9 protein-coding genes and 1 pseudogene are annotated in these 18,311 nt (G+C 33.7%); 5 read left to right on the top strand and 5 right to left on the bottom strand.

The window, feature by feature from the left end:
* The first annotated feature begins 100 nt into the window (after positions 1-100).
* Positions 101-1,849: an aspartate--tRNA ligase gene (gene aspS / locus RA0C_RS01895; protein ID WP_004919317.1), complete on the top strand. Its 1,749-nt coding sequence runs from the start codon at positions 101-103 to the stop codon at positions 1,847-1,849.
* Positions 1,850-1,922: 73 nt separating this feature from the next.
* Here aspS and purN read toward each other — a convergent pair whose 3' ends face one another.
* The 4 genes and pseudogenes from purN to RA0C_RS01875 form a co-directional block, all read right to left on the bottom strand.
* The gene (purN, locus tag RA0C_RS01890) at positions 1,923-2,492 is read right to left on the bottom strand and encodes a phosphoribosylglycinamide formyltransferase (RefSeq protein ID WP_004919318.1); all 570 of its coding nucleotides are present in this window, start codon (positions 2,490-2,492) and stop codon (positions 1,923-1,925) included.
* Between the two features lie 12 nt (positions 2,493-2,504).
* A complete protein-coding gene (gene purM, locus RA0C_RS01885; RefSeq protein ID WP_004919320.1) occupies positions 2,505-3,494 on the bottom strand; it encodes a phosphoribosylformylglycinamidine cyclo-ligase in 990 nt (329 codons plus the stop codon).
* 133 nt (positions 3,495-3,627) lie between these two features.
* Positions 3,628-4,649, bottom strand: a pseudogene (locus tag RA0C_RS01880) (3-oxoacyl-ACP synthase III family protein).
* 366 nt (positions 4,650-5,015) lie between these two features.
* Positions 5,016-9,443 carry a S8 family serine peptidase gene (locus RA0C_RS01875; protein WP_013446727.1) on the bottom strand — a complete coding sequence of 1,476 codons (4,428 nt, stop codon included), beginning with the start codon at positions 9,441-9,443 and terminating at the stop codon, positions 5,016-5,018.
* Between the two features lie 470 nt (positions 9,444-9,913).
* On the opposite strand from RA0C_RS01875, the gene pyrF reads away from it, so the two are divergent.
* Together pyrF and RA0C_RS01865 are read left to right on the top strand one after the other, a co-directional pair.
* The gene (gene pyrF, locus RA0C_RS01870) at positions 9,914-11,272 is read left to right on the top strand and encodes an orotidine-5'-phosphate decarboxylase (RefSeq protein ID WP_004919323.1); all 1,359 of its coding nucleotides are present in this window, start codon (positions 9,914-9,916) and stop codon (positions 11,270-11,272) included.
* A gap of 92 nt (positions 11,273-11,364) precedes the next feature.
* The gene (locus RA0C_RS01865; protein WP_004919325.1) at positions 11,365-14,163 is read left to right on the top strand and encodes a gluzincin family metallopeptidase; all 2,799 of its coding nucleotides are present in this window, start codon (positions 11,365-11,367) and stop codon (positions 14,161-14,163) included.
* A gap of 23 nt (positions 14,164-14,186) precedes the next feature.
* Here the strand turns inward: RA0C_RS01865 and RA0C_RS01860 are convergent, their stop codons facing one another.
* Positions 14,187-14,615, bottom strand: a complete 429-nt coding sequence (locus RA0C_RS01860; protein WP_004919328.1) for a copper resistance protein NlpE — start codon at positions 14,613-14,615, stop codon at positions 14,187-14,189.
* Positions 14,616-14,772: 157 nt separating this feature from the next.
* On the opposite strand from RA0C_RS01860, the gene RA0C_RS01855 reads away from it, so the two are divergent.
* A complete protein-coding gene (locus RA0C_RS01855) occupies positions 14,773-15,363 on the top strand; it encodes a Crp/Fnr family transcriptional regulator (protein WP_004919330.1) in 591 nt (196 codons plus the stop codon).
* A 68-nt stretch (positions 15,364-15,431) separates the two neighbouring features.
* Entirely contained in the window at positions 15,432-18,290 is a 2,859-nt protein-coding gene (locus RA0C_RS01850) for a hypothetical protein (RefSeq protein ID WP_004919331.1), read from the top strand.
* Positions 18,291-18,311: the final 21 nt, after the last annotated feature.

The following is an 18,311-nucleotide window of genomic DNA, read 5'->3' as shown; positions in this document are numbered from 1 at the left end:
AATCAAAAAAAATAAAAAAAGTGAAAGAAAAATATTTTTTGAGGGCAATTCCGTATCTTTGCACAGATTGTAAAATAAACTATAATACTTAAAGAATATTATGTTCCGAACACATACCAATGGCGAACTTTCGCTAAAAAATCTTAATGAAAACGTAACACTTTCTGGCTGGGTACAGACGATAAGAGATAAAGGTTTCGTAGTCTGGATAGACCTTAGAGACCGCTATGGTATCACTCAACTTGTTTTAGATGAGGAAAGAACTACTAAAGAGCTACTAGAGAAAGCTAAAAAATTGGGAAGAGAATTTGTAATACAAGCCAAAGGAAAGGTTATTGAAAGAAGTAACAAAAATCCTAAAATCCCTACAGGAGAAATAGAAATATTGGTAGAAGAACTAAATATTTTAAATGAATCTCAACTTCCGCCTTTTACCATAGAGGATGAAACAGACGGCGGTGAAGAACTTAGAATGAAATATCGCTATTTGGATATTAGAAGAACACCTGTGAAAAATAAACTCGTTTTCCGCAGTCAAATGGCACAAGAGGTGAGAAACTATCTTTCTAACCAAGGTTTCATAGAGGTAGAAACTCCAGTACTCATTAAATCTACTCCAGAAGGAGCTAGAGATTTTGTAGTGCCTAGCCGTATGAATGAGGGGCAGTTTTATGCGCTACCGCAGTCTCCACAAACCTTTAAACAACTCCTAATGGTAGGTGGTATGGATAAATATTTCCAAATAGTGAAATGTTTTAGAGACGAAGATTTAAGAGCAGATAGACAGCCTGAATTCACCCAAATAGACTGTGAAATGGCGTTTGTAGAGCAAGAGGATATTATGAATGTGTTTGAAGGTATGACGACTCATCTCCTAAAGAAAGTTACAGGGAAAGATTTCGGAACATTCCCTAGAATGTCCTTTGCTGAAGCTATGCAGAAGTATGGTAACGATAAACCAGACATCAGATTTGGAATGGTATTTACTGAACTAAATGAAATCGTTAAAGGAAAAGATTTTAAAATATTTGATGAAGCAGAATTGGTAGTTGGTATCAATGTAGAGGGCTGTGCAAACTATACTAGAAAGCAGATAGATGAACTTATAGATTGGGTAAAACGCCCACAGATAGGTGCTACTGGAATGGTTTGGGTGAAATATCAAGAGGACGGAACACTAACCTCTTCGGTTAATAAATTCTATACTGAAGAAGATTTAAAACTAATTGCTGGAAAATTCGGAGCGAAAGCAGGTGATTTAATGCTTATCATGAGTGGAACGGCTTCCACCGTAAGAACTCAACTTTCTGCTCTAAGAATGGAATTAGGTAACAGATTAGGTTTAAGAAAGCCTGATGAATTTGCACCCCTTTGGGTAATAGACTTCCCTCTTTTGGAATGGGACGAAGAAACTCAACGCTACCACGCAATGCATCATCCATTTACTTCTCCAAAGAAAGAAGATTTACACTTACTAGAAAATCAAGCTGATAAAGCGAGAGCCAATGCTTATGACCTAGTACTTAATGGTAACGAAATTGGTGGTGGTTCTATTCGTATTTATGACCGAAATCTACAATCTAAAATGTTTAATTTGCTAGGTTTTACAGAAGAAGAAGCAGAGGCACAATTCGGATTTTTAATGAATGCCTTTAAATATGGAGCTCCACCTCATGGCGGACTTGCCTTTGGTTTTGACCGATTAGTGGCTATTCTAGATGGTAATGAAGTTATTAGAGATTACATTGCTTTCCCTAAAAATAATAGCGGTAGAGATGTCATGATAGATGCTCCAAGCAACATTGCAGAAGAACAATTAGAAGAGTTGCATTTAAAATTGAGAAATTAGAAATTAAACAAATAATCCCGTCTTAAAACTTAAGACGGGATTATTTATTTTAGTAGGTAAACCATTTAATATTTTACACTAAACCGTTCAGTACAATATTTACTGCTTTTGGTAGGATTTTATATTCTATCTCGTGTACTTTAGTGGCGATGCTGTCAGCGGTATCATTAGGCGATATTTCAACTTTATCTTGTAAGATAATGTCTCCTTCATCTATTCCAGAGGTTACAAAATGTACCGTAGCACCAGTTTCCTTCTCTCCTGCTTCTAACACAGCTTTATGAACATTCATTCCCCACATACCTTTACCTCCGAATTTTGGTAATAATGAAGGATGCAGATTAATCATTTTACCTTGGTACTCTTCAGTTAATGGTGATTTTATGATAGACAGAAAACCCGCTAAAACAATCAAATCCACATTTTTAGGAAGTCGCTCTTTTAATTCAGAAGAAAAGTTTTTTCCTCTTTTAATCAGTAAAGTTTCTATTCCGTATTTACGAGCTCGTTCTAAACCATAGCAATCTCTATCTGCAACCACCATACTTATTTGAGCATTGCTAATCTCTTCGTTTTCTATTGCTTCTATAAGTCTTTGGAGGTTACTCCCCGAACCAGAAACTAGAACTACAATATTTTTCATATTAAAAAATAATTAGTGTAGTACAATTTTCTCTGAGTGTTCCTCTATAACTCCTATCTCATAAGCATCTTCAACAAGGGATAATACCTTATCTTTATCCGCTGAATCTACCACAACTACCATACCCACTCCCATATTGAATGTGCCGAACATTTCCATTCTTTCTACACCACCTCTTTTTTCTAATTCTAGCATAATTTCAGGGATTTTTATTCTTGAGGTATCTATTTTAGCACATAATCCATCAGGGATAATTCTAGGAACATTCTCTATAAGTCCGCCACCTGTAATGTGTGCAATTCCTTTTAAATCTACCTCTTTCATTAGTTTATGAATAGGCTGATAGTATAACCTTGTAGGTTCTAAAAGAGTCTTATAAATAGGCTCTCCATTGAACTCTTCATAAAAATCAGGGAAGACTTTTCTTACTAAAGAAAAACCGTTAGAATGGAAACTAGAACTTGGCAAAGCAATAATGGTCTGACCTTTTTCAATTTTAGAACCATCTATAATTTGGTCTTTCTCTACAACTCCTACACAAAAACCTGCTACATCATAATCGCCTACTTGGTACATACCTGGCATTTCGGCAGTTTCACCACCAATCAAAGCACAATTGTTATCCTTACAAGCCTTTACCATTCCTAAAACTATTTCTGCGGCTACATCTGCATCTAACTTTCCGCAAGCTAAATAGTCTAAAAAGAACAAAGGCTGAGCGCCATGACACAAAATATCATTGGCACACATCGCAAAACAATCTATCCCTATAGATGAATACTGTTTGGTATCTAAAGCGATTTTTAGCTTCGTCCCTACTCCGTCTGTACCGCTTACTAAAACAGGATTTTTATAATTAGAAATTTCATAAAATGCCCCAAAACTCCCTAAATTATTAAGTACATTTTTGTTGTGAGTTTCGGCTACGGCAGATTTTATTTTATCTACGGTTTTGTACCCTTCTTCCTTATCTACACCAGCAGATTTGTAAGTATTACTCATTTTTAACTTTTTATTTTTATTAGTCCACAAATATAATGAAAAACGAGAAATTATTTAGTAATGCACCAAATAAAAAGGCTTGAAATGTATATCTATTTCAAGCCTTAATTTTAATGTATTAAAAAGTATCTGATTAGTACTCAAATAAGACACTTCCCCACGTAAACCCACTACCAAAAGCCGCAAGGCAAACCAAATCACCTCTTTTTATTCTTCCTTCTTCTACAGCTTCGCAAAGAGCAATCGGAATAGAAGCAGCCGTTGTATTGCCATATTTCTGTATATTGATAAACACCTTATCTTCAGGCAATTTAAGTAATTGCTGAACATACTGTGCAATTCTAATATTGGCTTGGTGAGGTATCAACATATCTAAATCTTCTACTTTTTTTCCTGCTTTATCCAATGCCTCCAAAATACTTTCTGGGAAACGAGTAACCGCGTGTTTAAATACAAAGTTCCCATTCATATAAGGATATAACTCTTGCTTAGTGATGGCATCTGCATCGTTTAGTAAACGGTCGCTCCAACCATGTTTAGTACCTGGGAATTTCACTGCTAATTCTTCTGCATATTTTCCTTCGGAATGCATATTAACCGCTAAAACATCTCCTGACTCTTCAGAGTTGGCAGCTGATAACACCATTGCTCCTGCTCCATCTCCGAAAATAACAGAAACTCCTCTACCTTCATCAGAAAAATCTAATCCAAAAGAGTGTATTTCTGCCCTACTACTAATATATTTTTGTAAACATTCGCTTTTATAAAGGCATCAGCTACACTCATAGCATAAACAAAACCAGAGCATTGGTTTCTAATGTCTAATGCTCCTATTGTATTGCAACCTAACATTTCTTGCAAAAGAACTCCACAGCCAGGGAAATAATAATCAGGAGATAATGTAGCAAAGATAATATAATCTATATCTTTAGCCTCCAACCCTGCATTTTTAATTGCTTTTTCTGCAGCCTTAAAACCTAGATAAGCCGTAGTTTCTTCTGCATCACATCTATTTTTACGATGTCTTCTTTCTTTAATCCCCGTTCTCTCTGTTATCCACTCATCACTAGTGGTCATTAGTTTTGACAAATCATCATTAGTTACTACATTATCAGGAACATAATAACCTAATCCTCTTATAACACTTCTTTGCATAGTTCAATTTAAAGTGGCAAAAATAACACTTTTAAAAGCAACTCTCAAAATGTTTAATCATTTGATTCTTTACATATAAGAAAAAGACGTTTATTATCTATCAGTATATTTCTCTCCTCTTAAATTAAAGGTCTCTAATTTTCATACTATCTGCTTTTCTCTTAGGATAACTTTTTTCTGATAATCACTACTGAAAAAAATATTGATATTTTTTTAATTTACTCTAAAGTGAAATACTGAGTCTTCAGATTGAAAGTTGGTATCGAATATACATATTTTTTCTAAAATTCATTATATATATCAAAAAGAAAGCCGACCTTGTGAGCCGACTTTCTAAAATTGAATTCTTATTTAAAGTCTCAATTTTTATTTAACCATCAGTTTTACATTGTGTTTTACACCTTTATCATCTACTAGATTTAAGATATAAACACCTTTAGGCTGTTGGGTTAAATTGAGTTCAAATCTGTTTCCTTTGTACTCGTTGGATAAAATCTGTTTTCCAGACATATCGTAAACACTAGCTTTCAGTGCAGATACAGTAGAAACTGCTTCTACTACAAAATTACCATTAGATGGGTTTGGATACACCTTTAATCCTGTATTAGCATCAACTTCTGATGTAGCAATTGTGGTGATATTAACAACTACCGTTTGCTTATCAGACTTAACTCCGTCAGAATATACCGCATATACATCGTAAGTATAAGTACCATTTTGGGTCATTGTTTCATTGTATAGACGGGTGTTGTAATCGTTTATATCACTTACCTTAGTTCCATCTTTAACCACTTCGTAACCTACTAAATGAGGTACAGTAGATATTCCGAAAGAAACTTTGCTGCCTATACCACTATTCAGTGAAGTTTCTGGTAACAGCATCTCTCTAGTTACTAGCTTATCTCCTTTTAAGAAGTCGGCTTTAAAATCAGGAAGCGCCTCTTTGCTTAGAGTTTGAGTACCTACAGTTGCCCCTACTTTTCCGTCCACAGAGTTATCATATCCTACTTCTATATCATCTAATGCTAGTATAAAGCCATTATCGTCTTTCTTAGTTCTGTGGTGGAACGCTACAAAGAAATCTTTGTTTGTATAGTTTTTGATATTAACAGACTCCAACTTAAATGTAGGATTAGTTCCAGTGGCTTCAAAGGTATAGACTTTATGCCCAGCTTTCACTTCCTCCGCTGTAGGAGCGTTTCCAGAAGCTGGAGCTTCCACTACATAGACATCATATCTTTCTTTGTAACGATGCCATACATTAAAGTTAAGAACTTCTGCTCCTTTTCTTAGTTTAGGAGTTATCAGTATACTATTGGCATCAAACGGATTCATAAACCACGCATAAGATCTTACACCATACTCTCCGCTCTTCTTATATACCCCTGTAAGATTCCAATCTAGAATAGAAGAGCCCTGATCTCCTATTACCGTCATACCGCTAGGCATTGAGACCCCATCTTCATCTTCAAAACCTTCTTTATAGATAGGATTAAGGTCAGGACGTTGCCATTTTAAGGTTAATAAATTAGTAGAGTTTTCAAAATTATAAGTCAAATCATCTACACTATTATATACCTTTTTAACATTGATGTAGTCTGTTTTTTCTACCTTATCAGAATTATGATCCGAAGTCGCTTTTAGACTTACTTTATATAGACCTTTCTTAGTAAACTTAACATTCAAATCTTTCTCAGTAAAAGATTTTGTATCACCTGTAAATTCTACACCATCAGACGGTGTGATAGTCCACTCAAATTTATTAGGTTCTGGATTACCCGTAGAATTATTAGTAAATAATACTGCCTCCCCTTCAAATATTTCTTGTGTATTCGCTTTGAAACCTGCTACCGTAGCTGTATTCTTGACTGTGATGTAATCATTTTTAGTTAATACATCTTCTCCTTTACCATTTTTGGCTTTTAAAGTAACGCTGTAAGTGCCTTCCGCAAGTGATACCTTAGGGGCTTCAGAATTGGGAGAAGTTTCATCTTTAAATGTTACTGTATTTGGAGCGAAAGTCCATTCCCAAGAACTTACAGGAAGTGTAGATGCCGTCATCGTAGCATTTTTAAAACTTACTGTTTCGTAAGAGTTAGCTTGTACTTTATCAACCGAGAAGTCTACATTTGGTTTGCTTTCTGCGTACTCAAACTTTACATTATCCATTGCAAATGCATAAGACTTGTCTGTACCCTCTGTTTTATGACGGAATCCTATATAAGCTACTTGATCTGTTGGAACTTTAAACTCATAGAAATATCTATTGTACTTACCTGTAGCCTCTACTCTAGGTATAAGTTCTGTCGTCATAGACAAGCTATTAGGATTGTTACCTAAAGAGACACTTACAACTTCTTTAAAATCTTGGAATTTTCTTGCGTAGAATACAACTCTATAAAGAACATCTTTCTTAAGTTTCAGAGGGTTAGAAAAGAACCAGTCATCTACATCTGTTTTTTCACCAGGGAAATTAAGTGCAAATGAATTGCCTTCGTAAGCTAAACTTTTATCATCATATTTTCTCCAGGTTCTTCCGTCTGCATCTTTATCTTCAGAAGTCCAACCATTTTTGTTAAAATCATCTTCAAAACCGAACTTATGCGAAGCCATATCTGGTGTTAAATCTGCCACGATACCATAAGCTGATGTTGATAGCTTATTGTCTAAACTTATTTCGTCTGCAGCATAAACCAACTCTGCTTCAACAGAATAATTAACAAATGATTTAGATAAATCAAAATGATGAGTCAAGACTGTTTTATCTGATGGAGAAATAGATGGTATATCTAATTCTCCTGTTGCCTCTACTTGATTATTATCTTTATTTAAAAGTTTAACAACTAACTTAGCTCCTGTACTATACGCATCTTTACCTTTGTTTTCTATCTTAAAATCTACAGGCGTACTAGTGCTGTATTCTAAAGGCGTCGCCGCAACTTTTACATCAGTAACTGCTAAATTATTTCTTACACCATTATTAATACCAGTAACTACTAGTGAATAGTCTTGAGAAGTAGCTGGTACAAGATTAACTATAAGATTCCCCTCGCTATCACGACTTACCTCGTTTTTCTTTAAGTCTCTTTTGTGTTTTACAACAATAGTATAAGTAGCACCAGCTTCTGGATTTTCTATCACTACCTGCTCTACGTTATCCACATCATTATCCATTTTAACGGCTGGAGCTGCTGGATTATCAGGATTTAATCTCCAAGGTAATACTTCCACACCATCTTTTACTACTCTCACATCCAAATCGTTCACCAACATCTTTGACCTATCATTTAAAACTTCTTCGTTGCTCAATGTGCTAGGTGCTGGGTCTGCCCATACTACAGTTACCTTGAGAGGAGCGCCTCCTGCCGCTACAACATCAAATGAAGTTTGGGTTCCATTATTTAATGTGTTTTCTTGGATTAAAGAATACTTCCCATTTAAGGATATGGTTTTCGCTGCATCAAATGCGTTCAACAATCCCCAGCCAGAAGCATAATCAGGTCCAGGGGCTGCTCCTGCTTCATTTGCAGTTGCAATTGCTAATGCCTTCAATGTTGCAGCTTTCATCATATTTCCTGCATTCAACTTAGAATAATGTTCTTGCAATAGAAGCAACGATCCCGTAACATTGGGAGATGCCATAGAGGTTCCACTTAGGGAAGCATAATCAGTATCTCCAGAACTCACAGAGGACCTAAGCCCCACTCCAACTCCAGAAATATCTGGTTTTATCCTTCCATCGTCTGTTGGTCCAAAGGCACTAAATGAAGCCATCTTTACATCTGTAGGAGATTTATAGCCTCCAGGTATCTTCTGTGCAGCACCTACCACTAGCAGATTTTTCCCAGTTGCACCATAAAGTACACAGTCAAATCCATCATCACCTCCATTCTTTTTTCTATTCTTGGTCGAAGCTATCCATTTTCCAGAAGAATCACGAACATAATGTGTCTCCCCTACTTTAGGACCATCTCCCCTAGGGTTTCCCGCAGCTTTTACTGGTAGATAGTAAGGTGCATTTAGAGTGATCAAATCCCACTCTCTATCGGAGTCTAGATATTTTCCGTAGCCTTTAAATTCAAGATCATCATCAGAACCTAACCAATGCCATCCTTGCTGTCCTGACCAACTTCCCCAAGCAAAGCCTCCTACATATCCATAAGAATGGTTTGATAAGATAGCTCCATCAGCGGCGGCGGCAGTCATCTCATCTTCATCACTATTCCAATCATAAGCATCTAGTGTAGCTTTAGGAGCCATACCTTTTGCAGATGCATCTACTCCAGAAGCCACCATTGTTCCTGCTACATGGGTAGCATGTTCACTAAGGCTTGCAGAATTATCCTTTTGCGTAGCTCTTCCACCAAATTCTTTATGAGAAACTCTTACCTTTCCACCATCCCATTCGTGTACCTTCATTCCACTTCCTTCCAAATTGAATACTCCCGCTTCTGGATGGAGTTTATTAGTACCTGTACCTTCGGCAGCTCCTGAGTTGTATGTAATGTAGTAAAGAGGTCTTCCTTTTTTGTCAAAACTTCTTAATTGGTAATACCTACCATTACTCTCTCCCTCAAAAGGAATTTTAAGACTTTTAGCTTTAGTCTGCAATTCTTTTACACTAAGGGTAGATTTCCCAAACCCCTTTTGTAGTACATTCAGCTGTTTCAAATTAGAAGATTCTCTAATCTTCTTTACTTGCTCCGCATTTTGCGCAAAGACAAAATTTGGCAACAATAAAAAACTTGCAGCTATTGGCAACAAATTTTCTGTCCCTAAAATAGATTTTTTCATAAATACAAATGTTTTAAAACTGTCCTACAATATTAAAAATATTTTTTCAACAAAAAAAAACTAAACAAGTGTATAATTTAAATTGGTTGGTTGCATTTTTTGAATTAAAATTATTATTATTGACTTTTATTTAATAGTATAATAAATTTATTATTAAAAGGTGAGGGGGGAATTTGATTTCCAATAGACTACAACATTGTTTTTCATTATAATTCATTAAGAATAAGGATTTTAATCTATAGAGACATTATATATATTAGCATTATTAGAAATGATTTCTATTTTTAAAATAAATAAAAATATATTATTCTATACTACATTATATTAAAACTTTGTCATTTGTATTAACAAAAGTGTTTTTTGAGTAAATTATTATTTAAACTAAATACTGTATTTTTTTATCTATAGAGCGTTTAATGAAAATTTTTAGGTTTAGGTCTAAAATATTAAATTTGCAAAAACCTAATCTAATGAATCTAAAAAAAGACTTTTTCCTTGAATGTTATCAACTAGGAATTATTAAATTTGGAAAGTTTACACTAAAAAGTGGTATAGAAAGTCCATTTTATGTGGATTTAAGACCATTAGCTTCTGACCCTAAAATTCTTAAAAAACTAGCATCTTACCTTCTGAATCTTACAGATACACAAGATACAGAATTGATATGTGGCGTACCTTATGCAGCTCTACCTATGGCAACAGCAATGTCTTTAGAGAGTGAAATACCGCTCATCATTAAAAGAAAAGAAGCTAAAGCCTATGGTACTAAAAAACTAATAGAAGGAATTTATAAGGAAGGACAAAAGTGTCTTTTAGTAGAAGACGTAATTACTAGCGGTAAATCATTGCTTGAAACTATCCCTGAAGTTGAAAAAGAAGGGATTAAAGTAACCGATATTGTAGTAGTGCTAGACAGAGAACAAGGTGGAAAAGAATTGTTAGAAAAGCAAGGCTACCGTGTACATACACTGTTCGGAATAAGAGAAGTGTGCGAAATGCTTTACCAAGAAAATTTATTATCAGCAGAGGAAATAACGCAAATAAATCAGTTTTTAGACGGAAATCCGATTCAGTTTCAAGAGAAAAAGAGACTTTCTTATGAGTCTAAAATTGCTCACGCTAAACAGCCCGTTGCCAAAAGATTATTAGAAATAGCCTTAGAAAAACAATCTAACCTTATAGCTTCTGCTGATGTTATTACAACTAAGGAACTACTAGACTTTGCCGACAAGGTGGGGCCTAATATTGTAGCTTTAAAAACGCACATTGACATCATCACCGATTTTGATTTTGACAATACCATACTTCCGCTCAAAGATTTAGCACAAAAGCATAATTTCTTATTGATGGAAGACCGAAAGTTTGCAGATATTGGTAATACTCAAGAATTACAGTATTCTTATGGAGTGTATCGCATTTCGTCTTGGGCAGATTTAATTACTTCACAAGTGATTGGCGGCGCTTCTTCGTTAGATTATTTCTTAAATTCAGGTGTGATTGCCATTTTAGGAATGTCCTCTGAAGGCACACTTACAGATGCTAATTACCGTGAGAAAGCTATTAAAATTGCACAAACGCACCCTAATGTTATAGGTGGCGTTTCTCAAGATGCTTTACCTGAAGAGATGCTTCTTTTCACACCAGGTATTAATCTTGAAGACAAAGGCGATTCTAAAGGACAGCAATACAACACGCCTGAACACGCCTTTAAAAAACTCCATACCGATTTTATAATCGTAGGTAGAGGTATTTACAAATCTGATGATGCAGAACAAGCTTCTCTAAAGTATAAAATAGAGGGTTGGAAGGCTTATCAAGAGTCTCTATAGCAATCACAAGAGCTATTATAGAAATATCTATGATAGCTCTTTTTTTATTTTTATATCATCTAAAAATGTATCTTTGGCAACATTTTTAAGTTGTGAAAAAAGCGTTACCATCTATTCTAATATTTTTATTTTCTGTTCTAAGTTGTGCTGTAAAAGCTCAGCAAGATAGTGTTTGGGTTAAAGTTTCCTTTCCCGAAACGAAAGAAAATAGGGTTATTATCAATCAAAAAATCGTTCACTATCAAAACGGAAAATCGGATAACCTTCAGCTTCTGAATTGGACAGCAGCTTATCAAGCTAAAAACACCACCCTAGCTAAAAGAATGCTAGAAGCTCGAAAAACTGACCTCTATTTCTCCAAACCAAAAGATAGAGGCTATCTAAAAGGTTTAAGTATCAACGGTGAAAAATATACCAATCTTGACCAAGAAATTATTACTATTCCATTAGAAAATATCAAAAGTAGAGATAATAAAATAGAACTCAATCTAGCCTATGAACTACAACTTCCCCATTCCAAATACACAGGTATTGGTTGGTATTCAGAAAAAGAAAAAGCTTTACTAAAGTATTTTTTTCTAGTTCCTAATACCAGCGGTACACCAAGGTATTTCCAAAATTTGGACGAAAAACAATATATAGGTGTTTTTTGGGACGTACAATTAGATAACCCTCTACTTAACGCAAGTAGCAATCTGCAAGAAGTTCAGCCAAACCACTTTACAGGAACTCTAAATACAGACCCTGAATTTGCAATTTCATTAAAAAATAATGAGGAAAATTTCAAAATAATATACAAAAATACTTTAGTAGAGTTTGCCTATCCTATAAGTCAAGAAGAAAAACAATCGCTCTATTTTTATGTGCCGCTTCAGCTCAATTTCATAGAAGAAAGTTTAGGTAAATTACCTAATAAAATACTCATAAGTGAAAGAACTAAAAACGAAAATAACTTTACAGGAATTGATGATTTTAAGCTCGGGAAGTTTAAGCTTAAAATGTTCAGCGATGCTCAAAAAAACGACCTCCATTATTTCTCTATCATTTCAAAAAAGTGTGTAGAACATCTTTTACAAACAGATAAGCTTAACGCTCACTGGATTGAAAACGGGCTAAAAACATACCTAGAAATAAGGTATCTAAAGACCGTTTATAACGATGAAAAGCTCTTAGGGCAATTACCTGATAAACTCACTCTTTTTAAAATAAGCCCTCTAAAATGGAGTAATGCTTCTAAACTTAAGCTTACAGAACGGTATGGGATTACTTATCAATACATTACCAGCCAAAATATTGATCAGCCTATAGACACGCCACTCCAACTAATGAGTAACTTTAACACCACGGCAGTAAGCCAAATGGAAGTAGGAAGTTTATTTAACTTTATTGCTGAAAAAATGGGCGTAAATCAGTTTAATAACTTTCTTAAAAGATATTTATCTGAGCATAACGGAACGGTTATCAATAAAGAAGATTTCTTAAATCAACTCATTATTGAATCCAAATATTCTGCAAATTTTGCAGCTAATTTCATCAGGAAAAAAAACAGATTAGATTTCAAAATTAAAAAGGTTGAAAAACAAGAAAATGAACTGCTTGTTCATATTCACAAAAATACTGAGGAAAAAGTACCATTTCAATTAAAAGTTACAAATTTTGACAATCAAGATAGTCTATATTGGTATGATTCTTCAAACAAAAAGAAAGAAATTTACCACATTCCACAAACCGATGTAGAAAAAATCGTAATAAACGATGACTATCTTCTCCCCGAATATAATGTCAGAAATAACTACCTCTATACCAAAGGAATATTCTATAATATGAAAAAGCCAAGGCTAAAATTTTACACCGATATTCCAGACCCAGAATATGAGGAAATTTATATTTCACCTTGGTTAAATTATAATTTTTACGATAAAGTACTTATAGGAGCTCGTATAAGTAACAGTAATCTTTTAGACAAGCCTTTCCTTTATTCTGTAATGCCTTACTATAGTACAGGAACTAATAAACTTACTGGCTCAGCAGGAGTCTCCTATAATATTTTACCACCTAACAGTTTTTTTCAAAATTGGAGAATAGGAGCAAATGCTACGTATTTTCACTATAATAAAGACTTGGCTTTTAGAAGACTAACAATTTTTTCTAATATCACTTTGCCTAAAGATGCTAGAAGTCAAATAGAGCAAAGATTTGGGGCTTCATTTCAGCATCTTACAAGAGATTTAAGCCCATTGATGCAAGAAATGAACGATTATGATAAATATAGCCTATTCAATATAAATTATACCTATTCTGATAGAAAAGCTATACATGAAAAGCTATTTTCAACCAATTTCCAAGCAGGTGGAGATTTTAGCAAAATTTCAGCAGAAGCCTTTTACAGATGGGAATATCAACAAAATAAAAAACTTAGTTTAAGATTTTTTGGAGGTTATTTTTTACAGAATCAAACAAGAAATTCTTACTTTGATTTTGGTATTTCTTCCTTATCCAATTATGCTTTTGCTTATAGCATTATTAGGCAATCTAATGCTAGTTATCTTGCTCCAAGACAGTTTATAATGGCGGAAGGAGCATTTAAATCCGCCATAAATAATACCGCAAACCAGTGGATAAATAGCGTTAATATAGACTTGCATTCGTTCCGTTTCTTTAGTATATATGCAGATGTAGGATTGTATAAAAACAAAAGCCAATATCCACGCTTTATATGGGATACAGGTGCAAGTCTAAAAGTTATCCCTGATTTGTTTGAAATCTACTTCCCTATCCAGTCTTCTCTAGGATTTGAACCTTCTTTTAAAGACTATTCTAAGCGAATTAGATTTATGTTTAATTTCAATCTAAATGCCGTAGTAAACCAACTTAGGAGAGGCTGGTTTTAAATGAAAAAAAATTAACATTAGATTTACTTTTTTGTAAGATGATAATCTTCTTTAATATCCTTAGAACCAACTTCTGGAACTAAGAAAAGACCTTTATCAGAAACGTAGAATACTTGTTGCTCCTCAGCATCTTCTCCATCGGTAAGTGTAATAAATTTTTTAGTAACATCCCATGTAAAAGTTCCGTTGTTTTCAAACTTTTCTTTATCCATATAATCCGAAATCATGTGATAAGACCAATCTTTTTGGTTTAAAGTCAAAGTAACCTTAATCCCATTACAATCAGCACAAGGAAATACTCCTTCGTAAGTTTCAGGAGCTTCATTTTTATCAGTAACGCCTTCTTGAACTACCTCTGATGAAGTATGATTTACAAAGTTTTTTTCATTTTCTTTTTTATTACAAGATGCCAATACTCCTAAAACCAAAACAGCAATACCAAAATTTTTCATTTTACTTCTAATTTTATTTATGTCCAAAAATAGGTTAAAATATTTAATTCAGAAGTTGAAATAATAAAAATTTCTATTGGAAAAGTAATATGCTGCACATGTGTTTAACTATTATAGTTACTTAATATTATATTTGTACACTATAAACGAGCTAGAAATGAATAAAAATGATATTTTGAAAGGTAACATTTTAAATTTTCATCCTCGATTTAATGAGGAAATTCTATCTTTAGGCATAGAGAAATTTGATGATATATATTTAGAATCAGGAGAACATATTTTACTAGAAGGTGATTATTGTGACTTTATTTTTTTTGCAGAAAGTTCTATAGTAAGATGCTATATTATAGATGATAATGGGGAAGAAAACACACTTTGGATTGAGCCAGAGAGAATGTTTTTAACTGATTTTGAGAGTTATAAACAAAATATTCCATCCAAATGCTATATGCAATTATATGAGAACTCTAAAGTTTATATTTTGAAAAAACAAGAATTACTTAATCTTTATCAAACCTATCATGATTGGGCATTATTTGGCGTCCTGATTATGGAAAGTTATTTTATGAGAAGTCTTGATATTCTCAATAGATTAATATATAGTGATGCTACGGAAGCTTATTATTTTATAGAAAAACATTACCCTAGATATTTGGAAGTAGTACCTCTTAAACATATAGCCTCTAGGCTAAATGTATCTCCTGTTTCTATCTCTAGAGTAAGGAGTGGTACACAAAAAAAAGAATAATTAACATTTGTATATCAATAGTTTTCATTCTCTATATAAATTTGTGGGTCGAATTTAAACCTTACAAAATGAAGAGAAAATTATTGTTATTTTTTGGTGTATTGCTACCAATGTTATTTTGGGCACAATTTACTATAAATATCACAACTGTTCCAGAAACATGTACAGGAGATGGAAAAGCTATTATAAATATCGGTAACACAACTGTAGGTTCTGTTTTTGAATTTGTTACTTATAAGTTACCTAATACTAGTACGCCGTACAGAGTGACAAATTCAGTTATAGCAAATTCAACATCTTTAAGTCATGAGGAAGGTAGTTTACCAGCTGGGAATTATTCAGTTAAAATTAATGAAATAAGAGGATTAGAGTCAAGAAGCCAAACTGCAAGTTTTTCTATCTCCAATGAATTTAAAGAGTTGAACTTCAGTAATGATGTTAATTATTCTTGTGGATTAGCAAATATTACAGTGAATGTATCTTCTGGTTTTCCTATAAGTTATGAGCTTAGAACTTCTGCAGGAGTAGTGAGACCGCCTCAAGCTAGTAATATCTTTAATAATGTACCTGCTGGAACTTATAATGTAATTGTCACAGACAAATGTGGTAATACAAAAGGTCTTAGCGTTACAACAACTGCTGAAACAAATAACTATACATTTGTTACTGCTACAACTAATCAGTTAGGTTTTAATTTTTTATCATCTTGTAATACATATAACCATATCATAAATATAAGAAGAAATGGAAGTTCTAATATTCCTGTAGAGAAATTTCCAATACAAATAACCTACAAAATTACAGCACCTGATGGCAGTATTACCACTCGAAATTATACAATGAATAACAACTTAGAGAATGGTAAATTAAATGTAACTGATATCCCTTTTTATTATAATCAAGCTTTTAAAATTGAAACAAGCTTAACAGATGCATGTGGTAATACGCATACACAGATTAACAATATACCAGCAAGGACATTAAATCCAGAAGTTATCACCTATGCAGGTGTTTGTGGACAGAATTATATAGGAATAAGAAACTATATTACCGCTCCCGCGTATAAGCTAGAATTTACACAATATCCCCCTCAATTCAAACCTTGGGAGTTGAATAATAATTTTGTATCGGGCTCCTACTCAGCTACATTGACTGATATTCCTATTGTCTATTTTGGAGACGTTAATAAAGCACTTCCAATTGGTAATTATACTTTTAAAATAACGGATGCTTGTGGTCATGTAGCTATAAGAAATTTTACAATTTCTTCAGGATTTATTTTAAGAAATAGAGGAATTAGAGAGGGTTGTAATGCTACAGGGAGTGTCTATTTACAAATAACAGGAAATTCTGATAATACTAAAGTTGGAGATATCACAGAACTTAGAGTGCTGAATGGACCTAGTTCTTATTCCAATACCTATCCAGTAAATATAGATAATGCCATTGTTAATGGAAGTGCATTTGTGGGAAGTTTACCTGCTGGAACTTATGTTTTTGAAGCTAGTAATAGTTGTGGAATACCAGAGCAAGCTACAGTAACATTGGCGGGAGCTAATATAAAGATTACATCTAATGTTACGCATAATTGTGGTAGCTTTAATTATTCAGCGAAAATAACGTCTAATGTCTATAATCCATATATAGATTTAGAGCATTTTAATGAGAATACTAATACTTGGGAAAAAATAGGTACATTATCAAGACCGGGAGCAGTATCTAACTATACAGGTATTCTAAATAATGTAACTCTATCAGGCAAATTTAGAACAAGGGCCAGATATGAGGTATATAACAATGGTACAACATCTACTAGCATTTGCGAAGAAATAGTTGACACTTTTATGGTAGCACCTGGTGGGCTTAGTCTTAAGAACTACTATACGGTATCTTGTGCTGATAATACATATAATCTAATTTTGGACGCTATAGGCATAGCACCCTTGAAATACGAAATTTTTGAAAAAGACGATGTTGCTTTTTCTATAGATAATGGTATAGATCCAGTATTTGTTAATTTATCCGAAGGTACTTACAAGGTGAGAATTAGCGATAATTGTGGAAACTCTATTATTGCTAGTCTTAGAGTCAATAGGAACAAATTACCTACCATAAAGCCTAGCAATTTATGCGATGGAAAAAGTGGAAAGCTATTTATAGATGGGCTTAGTTTTATGGATATTGCATGGTATAAGGATGGGATAGAAATTTCACCTTCCTCTACAGGTAATAATACACTTAATTTTAATCCTTTTCAATCTTCTACAAATGTAGGTTTATATACAGCTAAACTATCCTATAATCCAAACCCAAATTCTTGTATTGATAATTTTATTTCATTCAACTTAACAGAATCTAATCAAGATAACCCTAACGCAGGAGTGGGACAAACAGTAACTTTAAATAAAAATCAAATAACGAGTGGTATTGATTTATTTCAATACCTCAATGGTTCTTACGATAATTATGGAACTTGGGAGGAAACTACCAATAGTAATCTGTTGGTGGATAATGAATGGTTTGGTGCATTTGCTAATCCAGGAACTTATACCTTTACTTATAATGTTTCGGGAACGTGTTCCAATACTGCAACTTCTACAGTTATTATTAATCTCATAGGGGCTTGTTATGAAGAACCTACAACTATTGGAGATGCACTTTCTACAAATCATGGAATTACACTATTAAAAAGAGCTGGTAGCCATAATGAAGTTGCATCAACAGATGACTGGCCTATGTTAAGAAAAGGAGCATGGACAGTTTTAGAATCAAATAAAAAAGGATTTGTTGTAACAAGAATGGCAGAGCCAGAAACAGCAATCACTAAACCTAAGGAAGGTATGATAGTATACGATACCACCGAAAAATGTTTAAAAATATATAGTGATGGGTCTTGGAAATGTTATAATATTCCAGCTTGTCCTTAGATAAAATAAATTATAATAATA

The sequence above is a fragment of the Riemerella anatipestifer ATCC 11845 = DSM 15868 genome (genome assembly GCF_000252855.1).
In the GTDB taxonomy this organism is placed as follows: domain Bacteria; phylum Bacteroidota; class Bacteroidia; order Flavobacteriales; family Weeksellaceae; genus Riemerella; species Riemerella anatipestifera.
Note: the sequence above shows the minus strand (reverse complement) of the source record. Positions and strands in the feature narration are given on the sequence as shown.

What these genes read in the sequence shown, in the direction of transcription:
- aspS (WP_004919317.1), top strand. Translation starts at nt 101, where the DNA reads ATGTTCCGAACACATACCAATGGCGAACTTTCGCTAAAAAATCTTAAT.
- purN (WP_004919318.1), bottom strand. Translation starts at nt 2,492, where the DNA reads ATGAAAAATATTGTAGTTCTAGTTTCTGGTTCGGGGAGTAACCTCCAA.
- purM (WP_004919320.1), bottom strand. Translation starts at nt 3,494, where the DNA reads ATGAGTAATACTTACAAATCTGCTGGTGTAGATAAGGAAGAAGGGTAC.
- RA0C_RS01875 (WP_013446727.1), bottom strand. Translation starts at nt 9,443, where the DNA reads ATGAAAAAATCTATTTTAGGGACAGAAAATTTGTTGCCAATAGCTGCA.
- pyrF (WP_004919323.1), top strand. Translation starts at nt 9,914, where the DNA reads ATGAATCTAAAAAAAGACTTTTTCCTTGAATGTTATCAACTAGGAATT.
- RA0C_RS01860 (WP_004919328.1), bottom strand. Translation starts at nt 14,615, where the DNA reads ATGAAAAATTTTGGTATTGCTGTTTTGGTTTTAGGAGTATTGGCATCT.
- RA0C_RS01855 (WP_004919330.1), top strand. Translation starts at nt 14,773, where the DNA reads ATGAATAAAAATGATATTTTGAAAGGTAACATTTTAAATTTTCATCCT.
- RA0C_RS01850 (WP_004919331.1), top strand. Translation starts at nt 15,432, where the DNA reads ATGAAGAGAAAATTATTGTTATTTTTTGGTGTATTGCTACCAATGTTA.